Annotated in this window: 20 protein-coding genes and 1 pseudogene; 4 read left to right on the top strand and 17 right to left on the bottom strand. The window is 61.9% G+C overall.

What is annotated here, in order from left to right; genetic code table 11:
- The first annotated feature begins 952 nt into the window (after positions 1–952).
- The 4 genes and pseudogenes from CKO25_RS17695 to CKO25_RS17710 all read left to right on the top strand — a co-directional run bounded on the left by CKO25_RS17695 (position 953) and on the right by CKO25_RS17710 (position 2831).
- Positions 953–1558 (top strand): outer membrane beta-barrel protein, encoded by a 606-nt coding sequence (locus CKO25_RS17695; protein WP_200389282.1) that lies wholly within the window; start codon positions 953–955, stop codon positions 1556–1558.
- Between the two features lie 223 nt (positions 1559–1781).
- The gene (locus CKO25_RS17700) at positions 1782–2021 is read left to right on the top strand and encodes an RES domain-containing protein (RefSeq protein WP_200389283.1); all 240 of its coding nucleotides are present in this window, start codon (positions 1782–1784) and stop codon (positions 2019–2021) included.
- 150 nt (positions 2022–2171) lie between these two features.
- On the top strand, positions 2172–2495 hold the full coding sequence (locus CKO25_RS17705) for a nucleotidyltransferase family protein (protein ID WP_200389284.1): 324 nt from the start codon (positions 2172–2174) through the stop codon (positions 2493–2495).
- A 19-nt stretch (positions 2496–2514) separates the two neighbouring features.
- A pseudogene (locus CKO25_RS17710) lies at positions 2515–2831 on the top strand (HepT-like ribonuclease domain-containing protein).
- 173 nt (positions 2832–3004) lie between these two features.
- On the opposite strand, the gene CKO25_RS17715 reads toward CKO25_RS17710, so the two are convergent.
- From CKO25_RS17715 to CKO25_RS17795, 17 genes are all read right to left on the bottom strand, one after another.
- Complete coding sequence (locus CKO25_RS17715) at positions 3005–3151, bottom strand: hypothetical protein (RefSeq protein WP_200389285.1); 147 nt, start codon at positions 3149–3151, stop codon at positions 3005–3007.
- Positions 3148–3441, bottom strand: coding sequence for a nucleotidyltransferase family protein (locus CKO25_RS17720; protein ID WP_200389286.1), 294 nt, complete (start codon positions 3439–3441; stop codon positions 3148–3150). Before CKO25_RS17720 ends, CKO25_RS17715 begins: the two co-directional genes overlap by 4 nt.
- Positions 3432–5522, bottom strand: coding sequence for a UvrD-helicase domain-containing protein (locus CKO25_RS17725; protein ID WP_200389287.1), 2091 nt, complete (start codon positions 5520–5522; stop codon positions 3432–3434). The genes CKO25_RS17720 and CKO25_RS17725 overlap by 10 nt, the downstream gene beginning before the upstream one ends.
- Positions 5519–12124, bottom strand: a complete 6606-nt coding sequence (locus tag CKO25_RS17730; RefSeq protein WP_200389288.1) for a DEAD/DEAH box helicase — start codon at positions 12122–12124, stop codon at positions 5519–5521. The genes CKO25_RS17725 and CKO25_RS17730 overlap by 4 nt, the downstream gene beginning before the upstream one ends.
- A 130-nt stretch (positions 12125–12254) precedes the next feature.
- Positions 12255–12581: an AAA family ATPase gene (locus CKO25_RS17735; protein WP_242467712.1), complete on the bottom strand. Its 327-nt coding sequence runs from the start codon at positions 12579–12581 to the stop codon at positions 12255–12257.
- Complete coding sequence (locus CKO25_RS17740) at positions 12578–12988, bottom strand: AAA family ATPase (RefSeq protein WP_200389290.1); 411 nt, start codon at positions 12986–12988, stop codon at positions 12578–12580. Before CKO25_RS17740 ends, CKO25_RS17735 begins: the two co-directional genes overlap by 4 nt.
- Positions 12989–13364: 376 nt before the next feature.
- The gene (locus CKO25_RS17745; protein ID WP_200389291.1) at positions 13365–14213 is read right to left on the bottom strand and encodes a hypothetical protein; all 849 of its coding nucleotides are present in this window, start codon (positions 14211–14213) and stop codon (positions 13365–13367) included.
- Positions 14200–14913, bottom strand: a complete 714-nt coding sequence (locus tag CKO25_RS17750; RefSeq protein WP_200389292.1) for a hypothetical protein — start codon at positions 14911–14913, stop codon at positions 14200–14202. Before CKO25_RS17750 ends, CKO25_RS17745 begins: the two co-directional genes overlap by 14 nt.
- Positions 14910–15710, bottom strand: a complete 801-nt coding sequence (locus CKO25_RS17755) for a TIGR04255 family protein (RefSeq protein WP_200389293.1) — start codon at positions 15708–15710, stop codon at positions 14910–14912. The genes CKO25_RS17750 and CKO25_RS17755 overlap by 4 nt, the downstream gene beginning before the upstream one ends.
- Positions 15711–16059: 349 nt before the next feature.
- Complete coding sequence (locus CKO25_RS17760; RefSeq protein ID WP_200389294.1) at positions 16060–16659, bottom strand: Uma2 family endonuclease; 600 nt, start codon at positions 16657–16659, stop codon at positions 16060–16062.
- Positions 16660–16789: 130 nt separating this feature from the next.
- Positions 16790–16957, bottom strand: coding sequence for a hypothetical protein (locus CKO25_RS17765; RefSeq protein WP_200389295.1), 168 nt, complete (start codon positions 16955–16957; stop codon positions 16790–16792).
- Between the two features lie 119 nt (positions 16958–17076).
- Positions 17077–17304: a hypothetical protein gene (locus CKO25_RS17770; RefSeq protein WP_200389296.1), complete on the bottom strand. Its 228-nt coding sequence runs from the start codon at positions 17302–17304 to the stop codon at positions 17077–17079.
- Complete coding sequence (locus CKO25_RS17775; protein ID WP_200389297.1) at positions 17294–17653, bottom strand: HepT-like ribonuclease domain-containing protein; 360 nt, start codon at positions 17651–17653, stop codon at positions 17294–17296. The genes CKO25_RS17770 and CKO25_RS17775 overlap by 11 nt, the downstream gene beginning before the upstream one ends.
- The gene (locus tag CKO25_RS17780; RefSeq protein WP_207162368.1) at positions 17643–17951 is read right to left on the bottom strand and encodes a nucleotidyltransferase family protein; all 309 of its coding nucleotides are present in this window, start codon (positions 17949–17951) and stop codon (positions 17643–17645) included. Before CKO25_RS17780 ends, CKO25_RS17775 begins: the two co-directional genes overlap by 11 nt.
- Positions 17932–18132 (bottom strand): hypothetical protein, encoded by a 201-nt coding sequence (locus tag CKO25_RS17785; RefSeq protein WP_200389298.1) that lies wholly within the window; start codon positions 18130–18132, stop codon positions 17932–17934. The genes CKO25_RS17780 and CKO25_RS17785 overlap by 20 nt, the downstream gene beginning before the upstream one ends.
- A gap of 105 nt (positions 18133–18237) precedes the next feature.
- Complete coding sequence (locus CKO25_RS17790) at positions 18238–18438, bottom strand: type II toxin-antitoxin system Phd/YefM family antitoxin (RefSeq protein WP_200389299.1); 201 nt, start codon at positions 18436–18438, stop codon at positions 18238–18240.
- 4 nt (positions 18439–18442) lie between these two features.
- A complete protein-coding gene (locus CKO25_RS17795; RefSeq protein WP_200389300.1) occupies positions 18443–18691 on the bottom strand; it encodes a type II toxin-antitoxin system RelE family toxin in 249 nt (82 codons plus the stop codon).
- Positions 18692–18696 lie beyond the last annotated feature (5 nt).

The following is an 18696-nucleotide window of genomic DNA, read 5'->3' on the forward strand; positions in this document are numbered from 1 at the left end:
ACGGCTGAGCGATCAGGACCCGCCGAGGATGGCGTAGGGCACGAGGGGCACCAGACAGATGGCCACGGCGGTCCAGAAGGCCCAACGGTTCCGTTTCTGCAAGACTTCATCGCTCATGGGAACACCTGATTCGATGATTGGATTGGGAGGGTTACAGCAACCGACGGGGTTGATCTGCAGCCCGCAACCGCCCCTTTCAACGAATCCTACAATCACGGCGTGGGAAATACTCAGTAAATCACTTGGTTTTTTCCTGGTCCGCACAGCCCGCTCTCCCAGAGGCCAGGCACGACACCGGATCATGGGGGGCATTGCCCAACCTCGCTTGGAGAACACGAAAACGCAGGGCATGGGTTCAACGGGGTCACACCCACTCATCCGGGTGAAGTATTGACCGAGGTCAAGCGGGTTGGCGTCGGAGCATGACTCTGGGTGTTATGCTCAAAGGCATCGTGAACACGATGTCGATGACCGAACCCGCTAGGTGTGGGTCGTCGATCGCGGAGCCTGCGGAGCCACATACGCGGCTTGGAATGACTCAGTTTGGATGGGCGGATGCTTGGAGCTAGATGGATTGATACGGAGCGATCATGGGTGGCGTAGCGTTTGACTGAGAAGCCAACAGATCTAGCACCGATAACTTGTTCATGAATTTACATGCTTCATCGTGAGCGACTTGCATGGCATATCCAACAGATCAGCGAAGGCCGGAACGATGGCGTCAAATTTCTCTCGACTCATGCCAATCGTTGCTTTGATGGTTCGATCGCGTTTGAGTTCGGTCAATTGATCAAAGACTGTCATCGTTTAAGGCATTTAATAGCAGATCCCACTAAAATCGATGATTAATGCGATAGTGCTTTAGTTGCAAGGCGCAACGCGAATAGCGTTTAAGATATTAATTACTGGGTTAGGTTAATTCTACCCATTAAGATATTAGGAGAGTATAAACATGGCTTTATTCCCAATCAGACCTGTTATTGTTGCTTCCGCACTTCTTGCAATTGTAGCTTCAAGCATGGCTGAATCTAATTCTTTTGAAAACGTAAATGGTGGAATTAATTATCTTCATTATTTCGGCCGTGATGGGCAACCATCATTTAACTCTTATCTGCTTTCGGTGGGATCAAATATTTTTAACGATGATATATCAGTTGATTTAAGGACAGAATTTGGCGACGAACAAGATTCAACCAATACCTATAACCTATTAGAAGCAGGCCTTCGTGGGCAGGTGCAAATTCCATCATCTGATGTGTTTTCGGTTTATGTGCGCGCGGCTGCAGGACAATTCTGGCAATCAGTTGATACTGATTTTCCATTCTGGTCTATTGAGCCTGGCGTATCTGTAAATTTTTCAAATACAGTAACGGGTAATTTTGGTTATCGTTATCGAAATGCTTTTGATTCTAATAAACATGAATTTGAGTCAAATACCGCTGTAGTAGCCATTGAATGGATGCCAACGCGAAATCATGGAATTAACATTCTTTATCAATATGCCGCAAAGGATCAAAAATACGACATGGTTGGCATTGGATATGCCTACTCATTTTAAATTGTTATTTACAGACAATAGAAGGGTCAATCGGCGACCATCCACCGCGAGCAAGCCGTCGTAGGCGCTCAAGATTCGTTCGACATCACGGCTGGCCATGATCTGACGGAGAGATCGCGACGATCTCGCGGGCAAACTCAGGTGACATGAGAGTCCAGGGCAATCAGCAATCGTGGTGTGGAAATCCCGATTGTAGTTAACCCGCCGTGACCGCGCATTGCCGATGACCGAGATGCTCGAGATCCTACAGAAGCGGATCGTCGGCGACGCCTGGGTCGAATCAGGCGTCTCGGTGGGGCTGACGGTTCCGAGCGCCGTGACACCGGGCGAGCGCAACCTGATCCTGACTCCCGCCCATCCCGGCTTCGCCGACGCTGTGGTGATCGGCGAGCCGCGGAGATTGGTTCCCGACCGGCATCGCGGGTGGTTCGATCGCGACCAGCGCGAGGTGGCCACAAGGTAGAGGCTGGGGGGTCAACCTGAATCGTCGCAGAATCTGAAAGTGATTTAGACGTGATATGACGACCTGATATCGTTGGCAGATGAACCGACGCCAGGTGCCGCATCCCGTGCATGACAGCCAAGCCCAATCAGACGAACCGCAGCCCCAGCCATGAGTCCGACCTCGCAACCATCCGTCAGCACCAAGGGCGACTTGGTTCGCCTGCTGCGCAGCAACGCGGCGTCGTTACGCGGTTTTGGGGTCCAGCGTCTGGGCCTGTTCGGGTCTTTTCGACACAACCAACCGACTCCAGAGAGCGATGTGGACCTCTACGTCGAATTCGCACCGGGACAGGCGACCTTTGATCACTTCATGGACCTGAGATTCTTCTGCGAATCCCTGTTTGGTCGACCGGTTGAGATCGTCACACCCAACAGCCTAAGTCCGCACCTGGGGCCTCATATCCTACGAGATATCGAGTATGTCCTTGGATGAGCTGGCTGACCTCAAGCACATGCTGGATGAGGCTGACGACCTTGAAGGTCGATCCGTTGGACTGAAACGCGAGGCGTTCCTCACCGACCCGACCCTGCAAAGGGCCTTTGTGCGGAGCTTGGAGATCATCGGGGAGGCAGCCAAGCATATCCCCGATGTTTTACGCACTCGCCATCCAGCTGTTCCTTGGCGCGCGATCGCGTGATCCACGACTCCATGGGCGTGGACTATGAGATTGTCTGGGACGTCGTCGAGAACAAGATTCCTGCTCTGCGACAGGATCTCGAGCGCATCCTGGCGCTGGAGTCCCAATCCCGGCCTTCCGGGAGCACATGAAGTGGGACTCTGGTGATGAAGCTCCGGCTTCGTCACCCGCGAGAAGAAGCTCTGCTTCGCGAATCGGCCGTCCGTGCCGACGCCTCGTGAAGCGAAGCGTCATCGCCCGGGTCACGCGATACGCTCGCCGAGGGTGTCGCGGCGTTTGCGCGTGAACTTGTCCAGGTGCGGGATCAAACAGAGCAGCAGCGCGTGTGTGCCAGTTGCTCGATGGAGAGTGGAAACAGGTCGGCAAGACCACGCCGGCTAGCATCCAAGCGCGTCGCCGCCTGACCCAGTGCAGTCAGTGTTTCAGCCAGCACCTGATGACGCAGTGTCATAATCGTTGTCCTTCGGTTCGGGCCTGACGCATGAAGGCCGTGAGTGGTTCGCGGCCAATCACCACATCGACCGGTCGGTGCAATCGTCGCTCCAGTTCGCGCTCCAGGGCTTGACGCGCCAGCAGCACATTCGTTGGCAGGGGAGCGCTTGGCTCGATGTACAGATCGACATCACCGCCATGGGCTTGATCATCGAGCGCCGAACCGAACAGCCAGATCACCGTATCGCCATTAAAGTACGTGTTGACGGCCTGATGGATGTGGGCGATATGTTCGGGAGTCAGTCGCATCGGTGCGTTTTCCTGGCGTATAGCGGAGCCGAATCGTTGCTCATCAGCGCGGTATAGAGCCTTGCCATCCGTTTGGCGCGGGTCATGCCGACATAAACCAATTTCCGCAGGTTTTCATCCAATTCGCGATTGACCAGGATCGCCACGGCATCGAACTCCAGGCCCTTGGCCCGGTGCAGTGTCATCGCGAAGATCCGGGCATCCTTGCGGCTTAAACGCTCGCGGTGATTCACCGTCGCCACCTTCAATCCGGATTCGCGAATCTGCTTGGCCAACTGATCGCGCAGCTTGATGGTCGGGGCCATGATGCCGATCCGGTTGTCGGCGTTCTCGTGCAGACAGTCCTCGATGAATGCCCGGATGCCGTCTCGGATGGCCTCCATCGACGCACCCTGGATCCGTTCCGGCGCCGGGCCGTGCATCAGCGATTTGTAGCGCGCGATCTCGTCGCTGCCGCCGTCCAGGTCATCGATCTCGATGTCCTCCAACAGCGAGACGGCCTCGCGACGGATCTCCTCGGTCGTGCGATAGTTCAGATAGAGCTTGCGTGCCCGACCGCGGATATCGATGCCGCAACGGCTCATGCTGGCCTTGTTCTTGGCGTAGATGCGCTGGTGCCCGTCGCCGACGAACATCAGATCGTTGGGGCCGGGGGCGACCAGGGCGCGGATCAGCCGCAGCGCTTGCGGGCCGAAATCCTGGGTCTCGTCGACGACCGCATGGGCGTAGCGGGGCGCGGATTCCTTGGCCAGGATCGCGCAGGCGTCACGATAGGCATCATCCGGCTCCTTCAGTCCCTTGGCGCTCAACTGAAGCCGATAGGTCTCGAAGAGCTCCCAGAGTGCATCGCGCTTCTTGCGCGACAGGATGACGCCTCTGCCGCGTCTTGGCGCCTCGCGGTAGGCGTCGCGCGTTTCGAGCCCCTGGGCGAGCACCACCTGCTCGAACTCGTCCCTGACGAACTCGCGCGACACGCCCAGCGCGCTGTCGAAATCCACCATCACCGCGTCCCAGATCGGTGCGCATTTGGCCTCGTAGTCGAAGGCGATCTCATGCTCGTAGCGTTGGGCCTTGAGCAACCGAAAGACCAGGGCATCCAGATTGATCACCTCGATCCGCTTCAATTGCTCCGGGGTACAGATCGACCTGAGTCCGTCCTCGATGTCGAGCGCCAGGTTGGTCGTGAAGGTGGTGAAGAGCAGCTTGCGTTCGGTCTGAACCATGCCGGAAGCGAGATGTTTGGCCCGATGCATCGCCAGGACCGTCTTGCCCGTTCCCGCACCGCCGAGGATGCGGCTGGGACCGTTCAGGCTGCGGGTCGCCAGGCGGCGCTGGGTCGGATGCAGAAAGACGCGCCACTGTTCCAACGGCGCGGAAAGGATCTCCTGCAGATCGTTCTCCCCCTCGACCACATAGAACCGGGAGCGGCTCTCGTCGCGCTCCGCCGCCGTGGCAAAATCCTCGGTATCGATCGGCCGATCGACGCGCGTCTCGCGAGACGCCAGGATGCCGGACAGCGCATCACCGGCCAACAGCAGAAACAGTCCTTCGTACGCCTCGACGGGCAATTCACCCTGCATCGCATCCAGATCACCCTCGGAACGGATCGTGCGGACCGCCGGGAGCATCGCCTCGGGCACGCCCAAGGCCATCAGGTCGCGGTCTGAGTAGGCCCTGTAGCAGGGCTCGGGTTCGGATGCACGAGGCGCCGCCGTGCGTTGCAGGGTGTTTTCGACGAAGCTCACATTGGTCAGTGTCAGCGCACCGTTGACCGGGTTCACGCTCATGGTTCTGCGGGTCGCCCAGGCGTAGGCGTCATCGTGTTGATCGATGTGCAACCAGATGAAGACGTTGTCCCGGGGCGCCCGGAAGATGATGCCGCGATAGTTCTGATCGACCCGAACCGAGCGGAAGTGCTTGTCCTTCGCCCCCTGGATGGTCTCGTAATTGATGCCGGGGCTACGGGGATCGGTCTGAAACTTGAGCATGAACTCGAGCGCCTTGGTCTGTACCGCGGCGGGCAGCGCGGTCATGCGCTTGATCACCTCGTTGCTGACGATGATCTTGACGTCTTCGATCATGAGTCCTGTCCTTTCAGCGCCGTCTCGACGGCAAGCCACCAGTGGTCGCCTTCTTCGATCACCCGGAAACCCGCGCCCTGCCACGCCGCGCTGAACTCCGTCTGTCCGGCGCTCAGAAAGACGATCCGCACCTGCTCCCACAGCGCCTCGGCCATGCGATAGCCGTCGTCATCCTCGATCTCCGCGCCGATCTGCTCGGGCGCCGGTTGGTCGCTGTTGGCCAGAGAGAGAAAGCCCGTGCGCAACCGCTCCAGGAAATCGCCGTCGTCGAGAATCCGGTTCCAGTCCGCGCCGACCCTTGCTGGCCGAGCGGCCAAGGGCTCCGACACCGCCAGTGTTGTTCCGGCGTCGAGCATGCTTTGCGTCAGCAACGCCACGCCCGGTACGCCCTGCAACAGATTGGCCAGACGCAGCCACTGCCGCCACTGCTGACGTCCGACCTTGAGGTCCGCGGTCACCGCCGTGTCGTCCAACACCAGCGCGCCGGCCAGCGGGTAGGCCAGCGGGTAGGTGGAGTCAGCCTTGTCGGTCATGAATTTGGGCTCCGCGCTGCCCACCCACTGCAGGGACATCTTCCCCGGGCTCTGCAGATGCACGGCGCGCTCCTCCGTCCCGAGCCAGTCCGGCAAGGCGCGGCGCACGGCGTCGTGGCGAGCCTTGACCGCGGCGTCGATCTCGCTCGGCCGTCTGACTGATGTCATCAGCAGGTACCGACCCGTCGCCCGCAAGGGGTCCAGCGGATCTTGGTCCGCCGATCCAGCCTCTGCCAGCAGCCGTAACAACAGGGCAACGGCATTGGACGCCAGCTCTTGTCGCGAAAAGGTCGGCAATCGATTCAGCGGGATCGCGCGCCCCGAGTCGGTCTCCAGCACATCCAGCGGGCCAGGCAGATCCGTGCCGGCCTTCAGGGCGTGCGCCGCCTCGATGTCCTCGTAGGTCACCGACCAGACCCGATCATCGCCGCGCAGCATCAGGGTCGCGCGCTTGCGTGCGTCCTCGGGCAGGGTCTTTTGGTGGTACTCCCAGCCATCGACGAACACCGCGATCGGTCGCATCGAGCTCGCGGTCCGGGTCGCCGTGATCAGGAAATCGGGTTGGCAGAGCACCTGACCCGATGCCGGATCCTCGATCGGCCATTGGGTGTCGACCCAGTAGGTGTTGGCGCCCACCCTCAACAGATACGCCGTTCTGCCCGCCTTGATGTCCTGGGTGATCTGAACGGCGGGGAAGCGGCTATTATCTAGATCCAGGTGTCCGCCCAGCGCCTTGATTGCACTGAGAAAACGCCGTTCCAGCTCCGAGCCGAACGCCGGATTGATCTCGATCTCGGACAGGCAGGGCACCTGCGTGCGTTTGAAATCACCCTGCACCAGCTCGTCGAGGATCTCCAGCGCGGCGTTGCGCGAGATGTTCTTGCGGTGCCGCCCCTGGCGATATTGGAAGACGCATTGGTAGCAGCCATCCACACCCTCTTTATCCTTGCAGGCGCAATCCCGAATGACCGTATGGGCGACCGCAAGCACCTCGGTCAGCGTGTCCGCCTTCCCGGCCAGCATCTGCTGGAGGTATCCGGTACCGCCCGGCACTGAGTCATAGATGAGGATGTAGCTCTTGCCGGCGCTCGCCTCGGCGGCTGGCTCGCTCCGGGGCTCAGTCATGGTCTCGAAGCGCAGATGGTCGACCCTGCCGCCGAAGCGCTTGCGCAATCCCAACTGCAGCGCCGACATGAAGGAATAGGTTGTGCGATCCCCGGAGCCAAAGCCCGTCGGTACCAGGATCCGCAGGCATTCGGACTCGAACTGTCGGTACAGGAAGAGCTCGCTCAGCAGATGATCGCTGCCGGTCGCATGCCGGTGACGGCAATCCGGGGCATGGGCCTGCTCGCGGGTATCCTCTTGCCCGGCACGAACGGCGCGTTGCACCTTGCCGCACTCGCTGCACAGCGTAAAACCGGTTTTCATGCTGTCGTCGCCGGCGATGACGGTCGCGGGGAGCGCCGAGCTGGTCGCCGCCGGCTGGCCCAGATTGAGATCGTGAAAGACCGCCCTGGCGATGAACTCGAAGCCGTAGATCGCCTGACTCGACTCTAACCGCCAGGCGCTGCGCACGTCCGCGGCGTCGAAGTTCATCAAGAGTCGCCGGGCGTAGAAGCGGGGGTTGCGGGCCTCGTCCGATTCAGTGATCCGCGTCCGGTCGGCACGATCGATGTTGGCGACGGCGCGGCGCAGACGCAGCAGCGGGCGCACCTGGCTGGTGTCCGCCCAGGCGGTATTGCCGCAGTGCGGGCAGCGGTCCTGGTGCGCGGCCGGGTCGATCAAGGGACTCAGGACGTGACAGCTCGGGCAGAACCGATGCTCCAGCGGTGGTTCGACACTCATGTCGACCTGGTCGATCCGCACCTTGCTCTTGTGTGCGAAGAAGGTATTGAGCGGGGCGAACTCCGCAAGCGCGGCATGGGCCGGGCGGCTGTAGCGATGCACCGGCGTGGCATAGGGCTCGCCGGTGGCGGACTTGGCGCCGTGGACGATGGTGGTGAGCGACACCCCTTCTTCGGGAAACGCATAGTTTGGCAGCAGACCGGCGTTGGTCATGGCCTCCAGCAGATGTTCGTTGTTCATCTGTTGGATGCGCTGGCCCAGGCCGGCGCGTTCTGCCTCCAGGATCTCGATCTCGGCTAGGGTCTGCTCGTCCTCGGGTCGTTTCTTCAGCCGGCCCAGTTCCTGGGTGATTTTCTTGCGACGGGCTTTCCAGGATTCGCGCTCGGCGTGCGCCTCCTCGAAATAGGCCAAAAACCGGGCACGCAGATGCTTCTGCTGCTCGCTGCCGGAGATAAAGCCCTCGAGCTTGGTCCGCGTCTCGGGGGTCAGGTGACGGCCCAGCATCCGACAGAAGGCGTCGAACAGGGTCGGTTCCTGGCGGTTGACGAAGTCCAGATAATTGAATGGAAAACGGCTGAGATCGCCGTCGCCGTTTGCCACCTGATCGAGCGCCTCGCTGAGCTTGTCCGGCAGCGCGGGCGTCCCCTCCGCCACCCAGTGATCGAAGAAGAAGGCATAGAGCTGCCGGCGCAACACCTCGGCGGCGCCCAGATAGATGGCCGGGGCCTCCACCGCGCCATGCAGCATCTCCAGCGGGTTGGCGAAGTAATACTGGTCGTGTCCATCCGGGGAGGCATCCGCGATGGCGAAGACCGCCGCGTTGCCGTCCAGCCGGCCGGCGCGACCGATGCGCTGGATGAAGTTGGCCTGATTCGGCGGCACGCCCCCCAGCATCACACTGGCCAAGGCGCCGATATCGATGCCCATCTCCAGGGTCGGCGTGGCCGAGAGCAGGTTCTCGAACCAGGGCTGGGTCTCCCCGGCTCGGGCCATGAACCGGTTCTGCAAGGCGAGCCGCTCGTCGCGCTCCAACAGGCCGGTGTGCTCGTGCGCGATCACTCGGGTGAGATCACCGCCCTTGAACCGGCTGTGCCACCAGTCGGGGGCGGCGACCGGATCGGGGCGCAAGCGCTCGCCCGGACTGTTCCAGGCCGGCAGACCGTCCAGAAGATCGACGCCCTCCTCGGGCACCCACAGGGCCTGCGCCGCCGACGGCGTCACCAGGCGGCGCAGTTGCTGATGCAGGTTCAGCCGATCGGCGTTTAGCCCAAACACCCGTGCCTGCTCGCCGCGATGCTCCAGCAGCACGAAGCGCCCAAGACCCGACTGTTCCAATGCCTTGAGCAATTCCTCATAGGCCAAGGTCAGGATGCCGGGGGAATAGAGGCTGACCCCCATGGCAAGCTGAGCCCAGGTCAACAAGGGGTTACCGGCGCGTTCTTCGAGATTCAGAAAGCCGTGACGGCCGGCCTCGCGGGTCAGGAAGCGGGGCGGGGATGACTTGCCGCGATGGGGCATCCAATGCTTGCGGTGCGGGGCGAATTCATAGGCGCCGAAATCGCCGGTTTCGGCCAGTGTCTCCAGGTCCAGATGAAAGACACCGCCGGCGCGGATCAACGCCAGTAGGGTGCCGACAGTCCAGTGGAAGAGGCGCTCCGCGTCGAGCGCCTCCAGGCCGCCACCGGCCTCGCGCAGCAGCGGCAGCAGCCGCGCGGTCACAGCCTGGAGTTCGTCGAGATCCGGGAACAAGACCGCCACGCCGACCTTGCTCAGGGTGCGCCCGCGATCGGAGCGGTAGGTCAGTTCCTCCACGGCGCGCCACTGCAGACGTCGGCACAGCAGGTCGGGCAGCGACGCACCCGGCGGGAGATCGTGATGCAAGAGCAGATGCTTCCAGTCCCTCAGCCACTCCATCGCCGGCGGGATGAAGCGGGCCACGAAGTCGCGCGGCGTCATCGCCAGCGGGCTCGCCGGATCCAGATAGCACCGGCCCAGCCGTTCCAGGGCCTGATCCCAGGGCAGCGTCGGGGGCAGCGTGGACAGTGCCTTGGCCAGACCGGCGCGCATCAGATGACCCTCGGTCTTGGACTCGATGTAACCCGCCCGGTGGGCTGCGTCCTGCACCGAATCGGAAAACAGGATCAGCTTCTTCTGATGATTCAGCGGTGCCGCCCACAGGCGCTCGACCGCGTGCGCAGCGATGCTGGTGGTCTGGGCGCCGATGATCAGCAGACGGTCGCGTTCGCCGCAGACCGGGCAGATGTCGTCATGCACGTGCACCTCACGTGCTGCTTTCCCCGCGCCCTCGCCCCGGCCGTGCTCACCCCGGCCGCGCTCACCCCGGCCGTTCTCACCCCCAAGGCGCTTGGCGCGGGTGGCCGAGACCCGTGAGACGGGCAGAATGTCCTCGCCGCGGCAGTGCGTGCACTGGGTCACGCCATCGCGGCCCAGTGCGCCGCATTGGCCGCACAGGCTCTGCTCCAAGACCGGCGTGTTGGCAGGCGAGGGGCCGCCCGGCCCGCCGAGCCGCGGATAGAGCCGCGCCAGAAAGGGGTCGCGATTGCGGGCGAAGAAGGCCGCGTAGATCTTGTCCGGGTTCTGCTCCACCCGGCTCTCCTGCGGGGCTTTGACCGTCAGCCAGCCGGTCGCCCGGCAGTTGCTGCATTGCACCACCGGCAAGCGCAGCCGCTCGCGTCGGCTCAGCACGCTGGCTTCGGAGGCCAATTCGATCTCCTCGGGTTTGGCGCTCACCGTGGCCAGCACCCGACGCAGCTCCTGCACCCAGATCTGAACGCGCAGGGTGACCAGGTGATTGAGATGCCCCGTAGGCGTGTCGGCAGTGACCGACTGACCCGCATAAGGCGCACGCGCCCAGGCCACCAGGGTCAGCAGCGCGATGATGATCGCGTCGGCGTGCGGACGCAGCCCGGCGCTCAGGGTGCGCGTCATCCTGTCGGCGATGTCATCGATACTGATCGGCGCCTGGGTCGCGATCCGCAACAGGGTCTGGAACAGCAGGTGCTTTTTCAGCTCCTCGCCCAGACGCACCCGTCCCTCGGCGGTCTCGATCCCGGCCGTCAGCAGCGCCAGGAGGGCAGGATCGGCGAAAAAGGCCGGCAAAAAAGCCGCGACGGCTTCCGATTGGCCGGCAAAGTCACGCGCCTGAATGGCCCGCAGCACGCCGGCGTCATCGGCCAGCAGAGATTCCACCACTCGGTCGCCGATAAAGGCATCGAAGCCTTGGCGGCGCTCGGTGATGACCGCGTCCGCGTCAAAATCGGTGGCGAAGATCTGGCTCGCATAGTCGCGCAAGGGCTGGGTGCCACCGGCATCGACCCTGCCCGCATCTCTCGCACCCGCTTCTCCCGGACCGGCGTCGCCCAGCGTGGCCGAGGTGCCGATACAGATCAGTCTGCCGTCGTCGCATTGGAGGCGCTGGCGCAGACGGCGAATGAGCATCGCCAGATCCGTGCCCTGGGCGCCGTCGAAGGTGTGCAGCTCGTCGACGATCAGGTAGCGCAGTGTCTCGGGGGCATTGAATCGCCACAAGGGCTGATCGCGCGGGCGAATCAGCAGGAAGTCGAGCATCTTGTAGTTGGTCAGCAGGATATCCGGCGGATTGTCCCGCAGCACGTCCTTGTCGGTGATGACATGGTCCGGCCCCATCGCGGGATGATCCGGCTCCGGGTTTCGGCCGATTTTGGCGGGTCGATAACGCGTCTGACCCGAGCCGACGAACAACCCGACGCGGATACCGGCGAACGCCGAGGTTTTGTGTACCAGCTCGGCGATGCGTCCGGACTGGTCGTCGGCCAAGGCGTTCATCGGATAGATGATGATGGCCTTGATGCCGCGGGGCTGTTCCGGCATTCGCCGCATCCGGGCGACATGATCCAGCACCGGGTAGAGGAAGCACTCGGTTTTACCCGAGCCGGTCCCGGTCGCAACCAGGGTGGATTGGCCCGACACCGCACAGCGCTGCCAGGCCAGCTCCTGATGCAGATGGGCCGGGTGCTCGGTCTGGAAGTCCTTGAAGAAGTTTTGACCTGACGTGCCGGGGACAAAGGGCATGCCGAGCTGCACGTAGGGGCCTTTGACCCAGGTGGGCTCGTCGATCAGGCGGCGGACGGCGTCCTTGAACAGTGCCGTGGAGGGCTCGAACTGGGCGCGCAGCGTCTCGGCGACACCGCGTTGAACCTCCTCGACGACCAGCGATGGCAGCATAACCGGATCCCTGTTGCGCTCGGGTTGCGAGCGTCTGCTTTGTCATTTTTTGCCTACGAAGCGTACCACGACAAAGAATGGGGCAAGCACTGTCCTCAGGGCCGTCCGTGGGAAGCTGCCGCCCAACGGCTTATTGTCTCCCAACCTTGGGAATGTCCCAGAGAAACGGAACCGCGCCGTAGCATCCCTGCAAATAGCCGCGCTCGATATTCTCGTCCTTCCTGGGGCGAAAGTCGGTTAAAGGGTACAAACAGGTCGCGCCTTGTGGGTCCTTTTCCCTTAGCCAAATCTGGTCGCGACGCATCGACGGTTCTCCCGCGATGGTCCCGAGCAGGCTGGTATCGTGAGTCGTGAATAAGATCTGAGCATTTCGCGGGTTCCGCTCGGGATCGTTAAATTGACGGAGGATTTGAATGGCCAACAGCGGATGAAGGCTGGCCTCGAGCTCATCGATCATGACGACGGTTCCGCGTCGAAGTGCGTCGAGAATGACCGGACCCACGCGAAAGAGGGTGACCCATACTGGTACCGGATGCCCGACACCACGAGCGAAACCTCGAAGAGCGAAGGCTGTGCGACCTTTTCGCCCCATGCAAAGGGATCTCTCGGAACGCCTCCGTCCGGCGGCCAAGCTCGATGGGACTGCAGAACCGCATTGCGCATCAATCCCAAGGCGGAAAGGACGTTGCTCTTCCCGCTGGCGTTAGCGCCATAGAGTGCAACCGCCGGCAGCAGCGGATCGGAGGAGCCTTGGATGCGGCGGGGGCGCGGATCGGCTGAATCGTCTTGCCTGCCCGCTCGCATGGTCAACGCCTGCTCGTCCCGAATGGAGCGGTGGTTCTCGACACGAAATTCGATGAGCATGGCGGCTTATGTCCAGCCCGGAAGGCGATTTGACGACGGTTAGCGCAGGAAAATCGCGCAAAATGCAGCGTGGATATGCTGGCCGTCGACTTTATCAAAACTGCTTCGACCGGCCATTAAATTCAAGGGCGCGAACCACAAACAAGCGTCCGTACATCCAATTCTGTGGTCTGCGGAGTTTGCGCCTATAGTCATCATCGCTCCCGGCGGGGAATTAGCAAACACCCGGCCCTTCAGATTGGTCTCAGACAGCGATTCCGTGGTGCGTCTGCTAGTTATTTCGTGGTCGGCGCTTCGGTCGAATGCCCGACACATCCGGACCGCCGACTTCAGTCGGCATGAGGCGAAAAGCATCCGGATTCGGAGGCTTTCACCTCTATCTCTCGCGACTGGAAAGGTGATCGAGGTCCAGCGGATCGCTCTCCACGTAATCGCGCGCCGTCAGGTCATCGAGCGTAAACACTGCGCCGTCGACCTCGGCGAAACGCCCGGCAGCGGGAACCCGCTTCAACCAAGCCTCGAGGAACACGTCCCAGCCCTGCTTCTCGAAAGTCGGCTGATCCTCGTTCCGGATGAACCAGAACATCAGCTGGACGGTGTCCGCATTCCAAGACGGTGCCGCCCGAGCTCGGATTTCGCGCAGGGCTCTGAGGGCTCGGCCCTCCTCGCTCTCCTTGTCGTGCTTCGTGAACATGCGGTTCATCAAGGGCGTGGCGAAGGCAACGAAATCGTCGGGGAAGGCGATGCGTGCCCGCTTGCGGGAGAGCGCGAGAGACAGGCGACGGCTGTCGTTGTCGTCGAGGCACCCCGCGACCCGCTCCCACTGTGCGACAACGGGCTTCTCGACCGTCATCACGCGATCGAGGTCGGCTGCGAGATGCCGGCCTGAAACTCCGGGGAGGTAAGCGTAGTTGGGCCGGCGACCCCGTTCAATCTCGTGAATCTTGTCTTCGTCGACCTCGACCAGCGGGCAGATCTCGACGAAGGGCCGCTCACCGCAGCTTCGCACGATATCGCACGTCTGGGTAACGACGGCGAAGCCGAATACGGAGCCTTCCGCGTTTTCGACGCCCTCCTCTGCGGCCGCGGCTGCGTCGTCGGTTAGCGGAGCTTCAGGCGATATGCGAAAGACGAACCACTGCTCGCCGAGAACACAGTCGCCCTGCCGCCACTGTTGTAGGGCTTCATCGATCTTCGCCCGACCGTCGGCATCAAGAGGTTCCACGCCGTTTGTTCCTCACGGTGCGAGCAGCCCGTGCTTGGCCACGGTCGCGATGAACGCGCTCGTATTGAGCGTCGATCAGGTCTTGCGGCGGCGGAGGCATCCGGGACGCCTGAGATGCGGCAGTCAGCTCTGCGAGCGCGGGCCTTGGTCGGATCGTCCCAACGCCCAGAATCGCACGGGCCTCTTCGAACCGCCCCGTGGTCAGCAAGGCGAACGCGGTCTTTCCCTCTTTCACCTCGAAGAGAGCTGCGCGGGTTGACCGTGCGTCGCCGCGGTCTGCCGCCCGAACAACGTCGAGCGCCTGCATCAGTCGTTGCTCGTTGCCCGCGTTCAGAGGCTTGCCACTCGCCCAGAAGTGCACGCTGCGACGCGACACATCAAAGAGTTCGCCGATTTGCTCCCAGGTTAGACCCGAGAGCCGACGCAGCTCGGAGATCGCTTGCCGCGTGGCCTCTGCATCATCCGGGGTCTCGGCATACTGTTCCCGGCCAAGCCTGCTGGCCGTCGCTTCGGACGCGTGAAGGTAAGGTGCCTCCCAGACGCGAGCCGACTCCGCAGACGAGGTGCCGGAGACCGAAAGTGCACCACTGACAACAATCACCAAAAGCGGCGGCACGGGTTCGCGAACGCCGCCAAAGCTGGTAGCGGCAGTGATTGTGTCCGGACGCGCCGTCTCGAAAACATGAGGCTGCAAGGTCATGGCTGACCTCCGTAGCGCCGGAGGAACTCATCAGTCACCGCCCAGCGAAAGACGCTGTAGATGCGCTCTGCGAACCCCCGTGCTTGCTGCACAGCCGCTTCGACATCGAGCGCTCTCGTTTCCGTTTGAAACGCGTCGATATCCAGCAGCCAACTCGGTTCGTCGATGGCGTCGACGGCAGCCGGATCGACGGTCCCTTGCGCAGGAACGAGGCCCCATCGCGTCAACACTTGTCCTGCGTTGTCAGGCAAGACGAATACCGTCTCGGAAATCGAGTGGCGGGCGTGGGACGCTAGGGGCGTCGAGAGAACGCCGCACACCTCCGGGCGCACGAGTCGTGGCAGATCGCCGAGGTGTTTGCCGGTCACGCGGTCGATGTAGCGCACGCCGAGGCGATCGATCACCTTCGGGTCCACATATGCGACAAGCGCCTCGAGCACCCGATTCAGCCGGTCGAGGAAGTCGTCGCGATTTGTGTAAAGACCGGTTTCCAGCGCCAGGAAGTCCGGAGCCAGCGTGACGCGCCAGACCCCACGGGCATCGTGAAACCGCCAGATAGTGTTGTCGCTGGAGTCCATGACGCCCTGCTGGCCGAAAATAATGCTACGGTTTTGCTCGGGTCGGAGAACCGGATATTCAGCACGGATGGCCTCCTGGAAGGGCGCCATAAAGTCGCGCTTCTCGACGGACGCCACCAGCGGAAACCGCACTTGAGCGATCACGCGCACCAGAGGCGCGTCGCTAAGCGGCACCTCGGCCGGCGGTGGGCCCGTCAGTGGGGTCTCATCGGCAGTCACGGGGGGCGTCTCCTCTATCGGATCAAACCTCCAAGGGTCTCCGATTGAAGGTAGCTCAGATCGGCCTATTTGTGAAGCAAAGTGTGAAATAACGGCAAGCAAGCGTCCGGACGGATGCCCGCCGGCCGGGGTAGAGGATCAACCTTCGGCCCTGGCCAGTCCTGCTCGGTTTTCAGCAGATCCGTTGGGATCGCATGCAGGTCGTTATCGAAGCGAGCGGCCTGCGCTTCACGCACCCGATGCTGTTCTTCAATGATGGGATCAGTCCACTATCGTCCGACCGTCAAGGAGGTGAGCGATGATTTCATCCTCGGTTACCTGCACATCTCGTAGCCGGGGTTCCGTCACGTTAGCCACAGTAATCCCAAGGCGGAAAGGACAGCTCCACCTTATCGTAGACCTCGGCCAGCGACAGCTCGGCCTCGAGGACGCGCAGCGGGATGGATTCCGACGGATCCTGGTAGCTGCTCAGACTCCAGGTCCCGTCCGGCTGACGGAGGAACAGCTCCGCCTGCATCCGATATTGTGACAGCAGCAGGTAGGCTTGCAGGCTTTGCAGGCGTCGATAGTGTCGGAATTTATCGCCGCGGTCGTAGGCCTCGGTGGAGTCCGACAGGACCTCGACGATCAGGATCGGATTGGTGACCAGGTCGCGCCGTCCGTCGTGGAACTGGCGCTCGCCGCAGATCACCATCACGTCCGGATAGGTACCGACGTCAGCCGGGACGATGTGGACCTTCATGTCGCTCGGGTAGACCCGGCAGGGTCGACCCTTGAGCTGGTTGCGCAGCTCCGCGCCGACATTAAGCACGATCAGGTTATGCTCCTCGGTGCCGCCGGCCATCGCAAAGACCTCGCCGGCAACGTACTCGCTGCGTTGGTCGGTGGCAGTCCTTTCCATGGCGAGCCAGTCGTCGAACGAGAGATGCGGTTGGGGCGCGGCGGGCATTGTGGCCTCCGGTGGATCGTTGCGGCGGATGCGGCTGAGTCGATTATAGTCCCGGCTTACCGGTCTTGATTGGTTGCTGCGGTTGCGGGGCGATTTTCGGACCCGGCCGCTCCTGCGATGCTCGATATTATCATTCGTCGGTTCTGGCAAAGAACGCCCAGGCGATGCGGTAGTCCTGCTCGCGGTCGGGGCGGATGAAGGGGGCGCGGTATTCGACGGTGCGCTGGACGGGGCCGCCGGGCAAGGTGTCGTCGGGGAAGGTTTTGGTGTCGGTGGCGCCGGCGGGGAGGTTGCGCACGTCTTCCCAGCCGAGGGCGATGCCGCTTGTGGTCAGGGTCGGGTGCGGTGAGCGGGAGCGAACCGCTCCGTTTTCTGGCGGGGCCGGTGCGATTGATGCGGTTCGTTCCTCACCGCATCCTACGAGTTCCGGTCCTCACAGGGTCGATGCCCGAACCGGATTCCTTGGTACGGTGATCTCACCTGGCGGGGCGTTGCGGGTGGATCGACGAACCGCTTCCCTTGCGCCTGGTGCTCCATCTCTCGCTGTTTGATATCGGCGTAGACGGCATCGAGATCGAAATGGAAAGCGGCGGCGTGTGCTTCGCGGATCGCGCGGACCTCGTCGAGAATCTCGTCATTCATCATCGGCATTGGGCTCCAGCCCATGTTGCAGCCGTCGCGTCGCAGCGAGTAGGCGGGGGATGTGTAAGCTCGCCGCATCCCAGAGAATTTCGGTATCGAGAGCGAAATACTGATGCACGATGATGTCGCGTAGACCGGCGGCGGCGCGCCAGTTGACGGTCGGCTCCACGTCACGCAGCGACTGCGGAAGCTGTTTGACCGCCTCGCCGATGATCAGCAGGCTGAACAGGATCGCTTGGCGCAGGACTTCGTCCTGTTCGAAGCTGTCCAGATCCTGATCGCGCACCAAGCGCTCCACGCGCTCGCCGTGTTCGATGATGTCGGCCAGAAACAGCGGCCAGTCACGGGACACGGATCAAATCCCGCTCGACGCCGGCTCGGGCCAGGGGTTTCAGGCCGCGTTCGGTGACAAGATCGACCGGATGACCCAGGGCCTGTTCCAGATAGCTTTTCAGGCCAAAGTAGCCGTCGAGCGTCGCTCGTCCAGTGAAGGCGACGAGTAGGTCAATATCGCTGTCCTCGCGAAGTGCGTCGCGCGCGGCGGAGCCGAACAGGGCAATCCGCTCCACGGCGAAGCGTTCCGTCAGTTCGGGCCGCAGCCGCTGGAGTCGTTCAAGAATCGATTGGCGATCAATGGGGTGTGCTTGCATGATCCGGCTCAGTCTGCGGACGGGTTTCCAGTTGCCGTGGTGGCGGGGCGATTTTTGGCCCCGGCCATTCCGCTTCGACTCGGCGCAAATCCGCCACAATGGCATCGAGATCGAAATTGATACGCGCGGCATGCTCCTCGCGGATGCGATGCAGCTCGTCAACAATGGGGTCAGTCCACATTTTCGCCTCCGAGCAGTTCTTCCGGGGCAATGGCATCGAGATCGAAATGGAAAGCGGCGGCGTGTGCTTCGCGGATCGCGCGGGTCTCATCGAGTATCTCGTCGTTCATGGCTCGATTCCCAGGTCTCGCATGACGTCCGCGAGCGGGACGGATGCCGCGTCTGCCTCTTGCGATTTCGCCGATCGCAGATCCTGCAGATCCTGATAGTCGTGGACGATTTCCTCGAGTGCGCGAAACTCTTCGATAGGGAGCACGACGTATTCGTCCCCGCCCTCGCGACGGATGAATTGTGGGTGAATGTTCATCAGCTTACCTCTTGGAATAGGCGTGTTGACGATGCACGACACGATAGACAACGACCTTTGAATCTTCGATTTCGAAGAGTACGCGGTAGCTGCCCACGCGGAGCCGGTATTCCGGCGTGAAGTTCGTCAAGCGTTTGACGTCCCCTGACAGACCCTGTTCAAGCGACTTGAGTCTTGCGGCGACCCGTTGCGCATCGGCCTTGGGCAAATCTCTTAGATCCTTGATGGCCGTGGGCTTTAGCTCGACGTTCATGACTG

Origin of the sequence: Thiocapsa imhoffii (genome assembly GCF_016583985.1) — a bacterium.
In the GTDB taxonomy this organism is placed as follows: domain Bacteria; phylum Pseudomonadota; class Gammaproteobacteria; order Chromatiales; family Chromatiaceae; genus Thiocapsa; species Thiocapsa imhoffii.

What these genes read in the sequence shown, in the direction of transcription:
- CKO25_RS17720 (WP_200389286.1), bottom strand. Translation starts at nt 3,441, where the DNA reads ATGCGACTGACTCCCGAACATATCGCCCACATCCATCAGGCCGTCAAC.
- CKO25_RS17790 (WP_200389299.1), bottom strand. Translation starts at nt 18,438, where the DNA reads ATGAACATTCACCCACAATTCATCCGTCGCGAGGGCGGGGACGAATAC.
- CKO25_RS17695 (WP_200389282.1), top strand. Translation starts at nt 953, where the DNA reads ATGGCTTTATTCCCAATCAGACCTGTTATTGTTGCTTCCGCACTTCTT.
- CKO25_RS17715 (WP_200389285.1), bottom strand. Translation starts at nt 3,151, where the DNA reads ATGACACTGCGTCATCAGGTGCTGGCTGAAACACTGACTGCACTGGGT.
- CKO25_RS17780 (WP_207162368.1), bottom strand. Translation starts at nt 17,951, where the DNA reads ATGCAAGCACACCCCATTGATCGCCAATCGATTCTTGAACGACTCCAG.
- CKO25_RS17785 (WP_200389298.1), bottom strand. Translation starts at nt 18,132, where the DNA reads ATGTGGACTGACCCCATTGTTGACGAGCTGCATCGCATCCGCGAGGAG.
- CKO25_RS17730 (WP_200389288.1), bottom strand. Translation starts at nt 12,124, where the DNA reads ATGCTGCCATCGCTGGTCGTCGAGGAGGTTCAACGCGGTGTCGCCGAG.
- CKO25_RS17750 (WP_200389292.1), bottom strand. Translation starts at nt 14,913, where the DNA reads ATGACCTTGCAGCCTCATGTTTTCGAGACGGCGCGTCCGGACACAATC.
- CKO25_RS17770 (WP_200389296.1), bottom strand. Translation starts at nt 17,304, where the DNA reads ATGATGAATGACGAGATTCTCGACGAGGTCCGCGCGATCCGCGAAGCA.
- CKO25_RS17700 (WP_200389283.1), top strand. Translation starts at nt 1,782, where the DNA reads ATGACCGAGATGCTCGAGATCCTACAGAAGCGGATCGTCGGCGACGCC.
- CKO25_RS17795 (WP_200389300.1), bottom strand. Translation starts at nt 18,691, where the DNA reads ATGAACGTCGAGCTAAAGCCCACGGCCATCAAGGATCTAAGAGATTTG.
- CKO25_RS17705 (WP_200389284.1), top strand. Translation starts at nt 2,172, where the DNA reads ATGAGTCCGACCTCGCAACCATCCGTCAGCACCAAGGGCGACTTGGTT.
- CKO25_RS17740 (WP_200389290.1), bottom strand. Translation starts at nt 12,988, where the DNA reads ATGCTCATCGAATTTCGTGTCGAGAACCACCGCTCCATTCGGGACGAG.
- CKO25_RS17760 (WP_200389294.1), bottom strand. Translation starts at nt 16,659, where the DNA reads ATGCCCGCCGCGCCCCAACCGCATCTCTCGTTCGACGACTGGCTCGCC.
- CKO25_RS17725 (WP_200389287.1), bottom strand. Translation starts at nt 5,522, where the DNA reads ATGATCGAAGACGTCAAGATCATCGTCAGCAACGAGGTGATCAAGCGC.
- CKO25_RS17735 (WP_242467712.1), bottom strand. Translation starts at nt 12,581, where the DNA reads ATGATCGATGAGCTCGAGGCCAGCCTTCATCCGCTGTTGGCCATTCAA.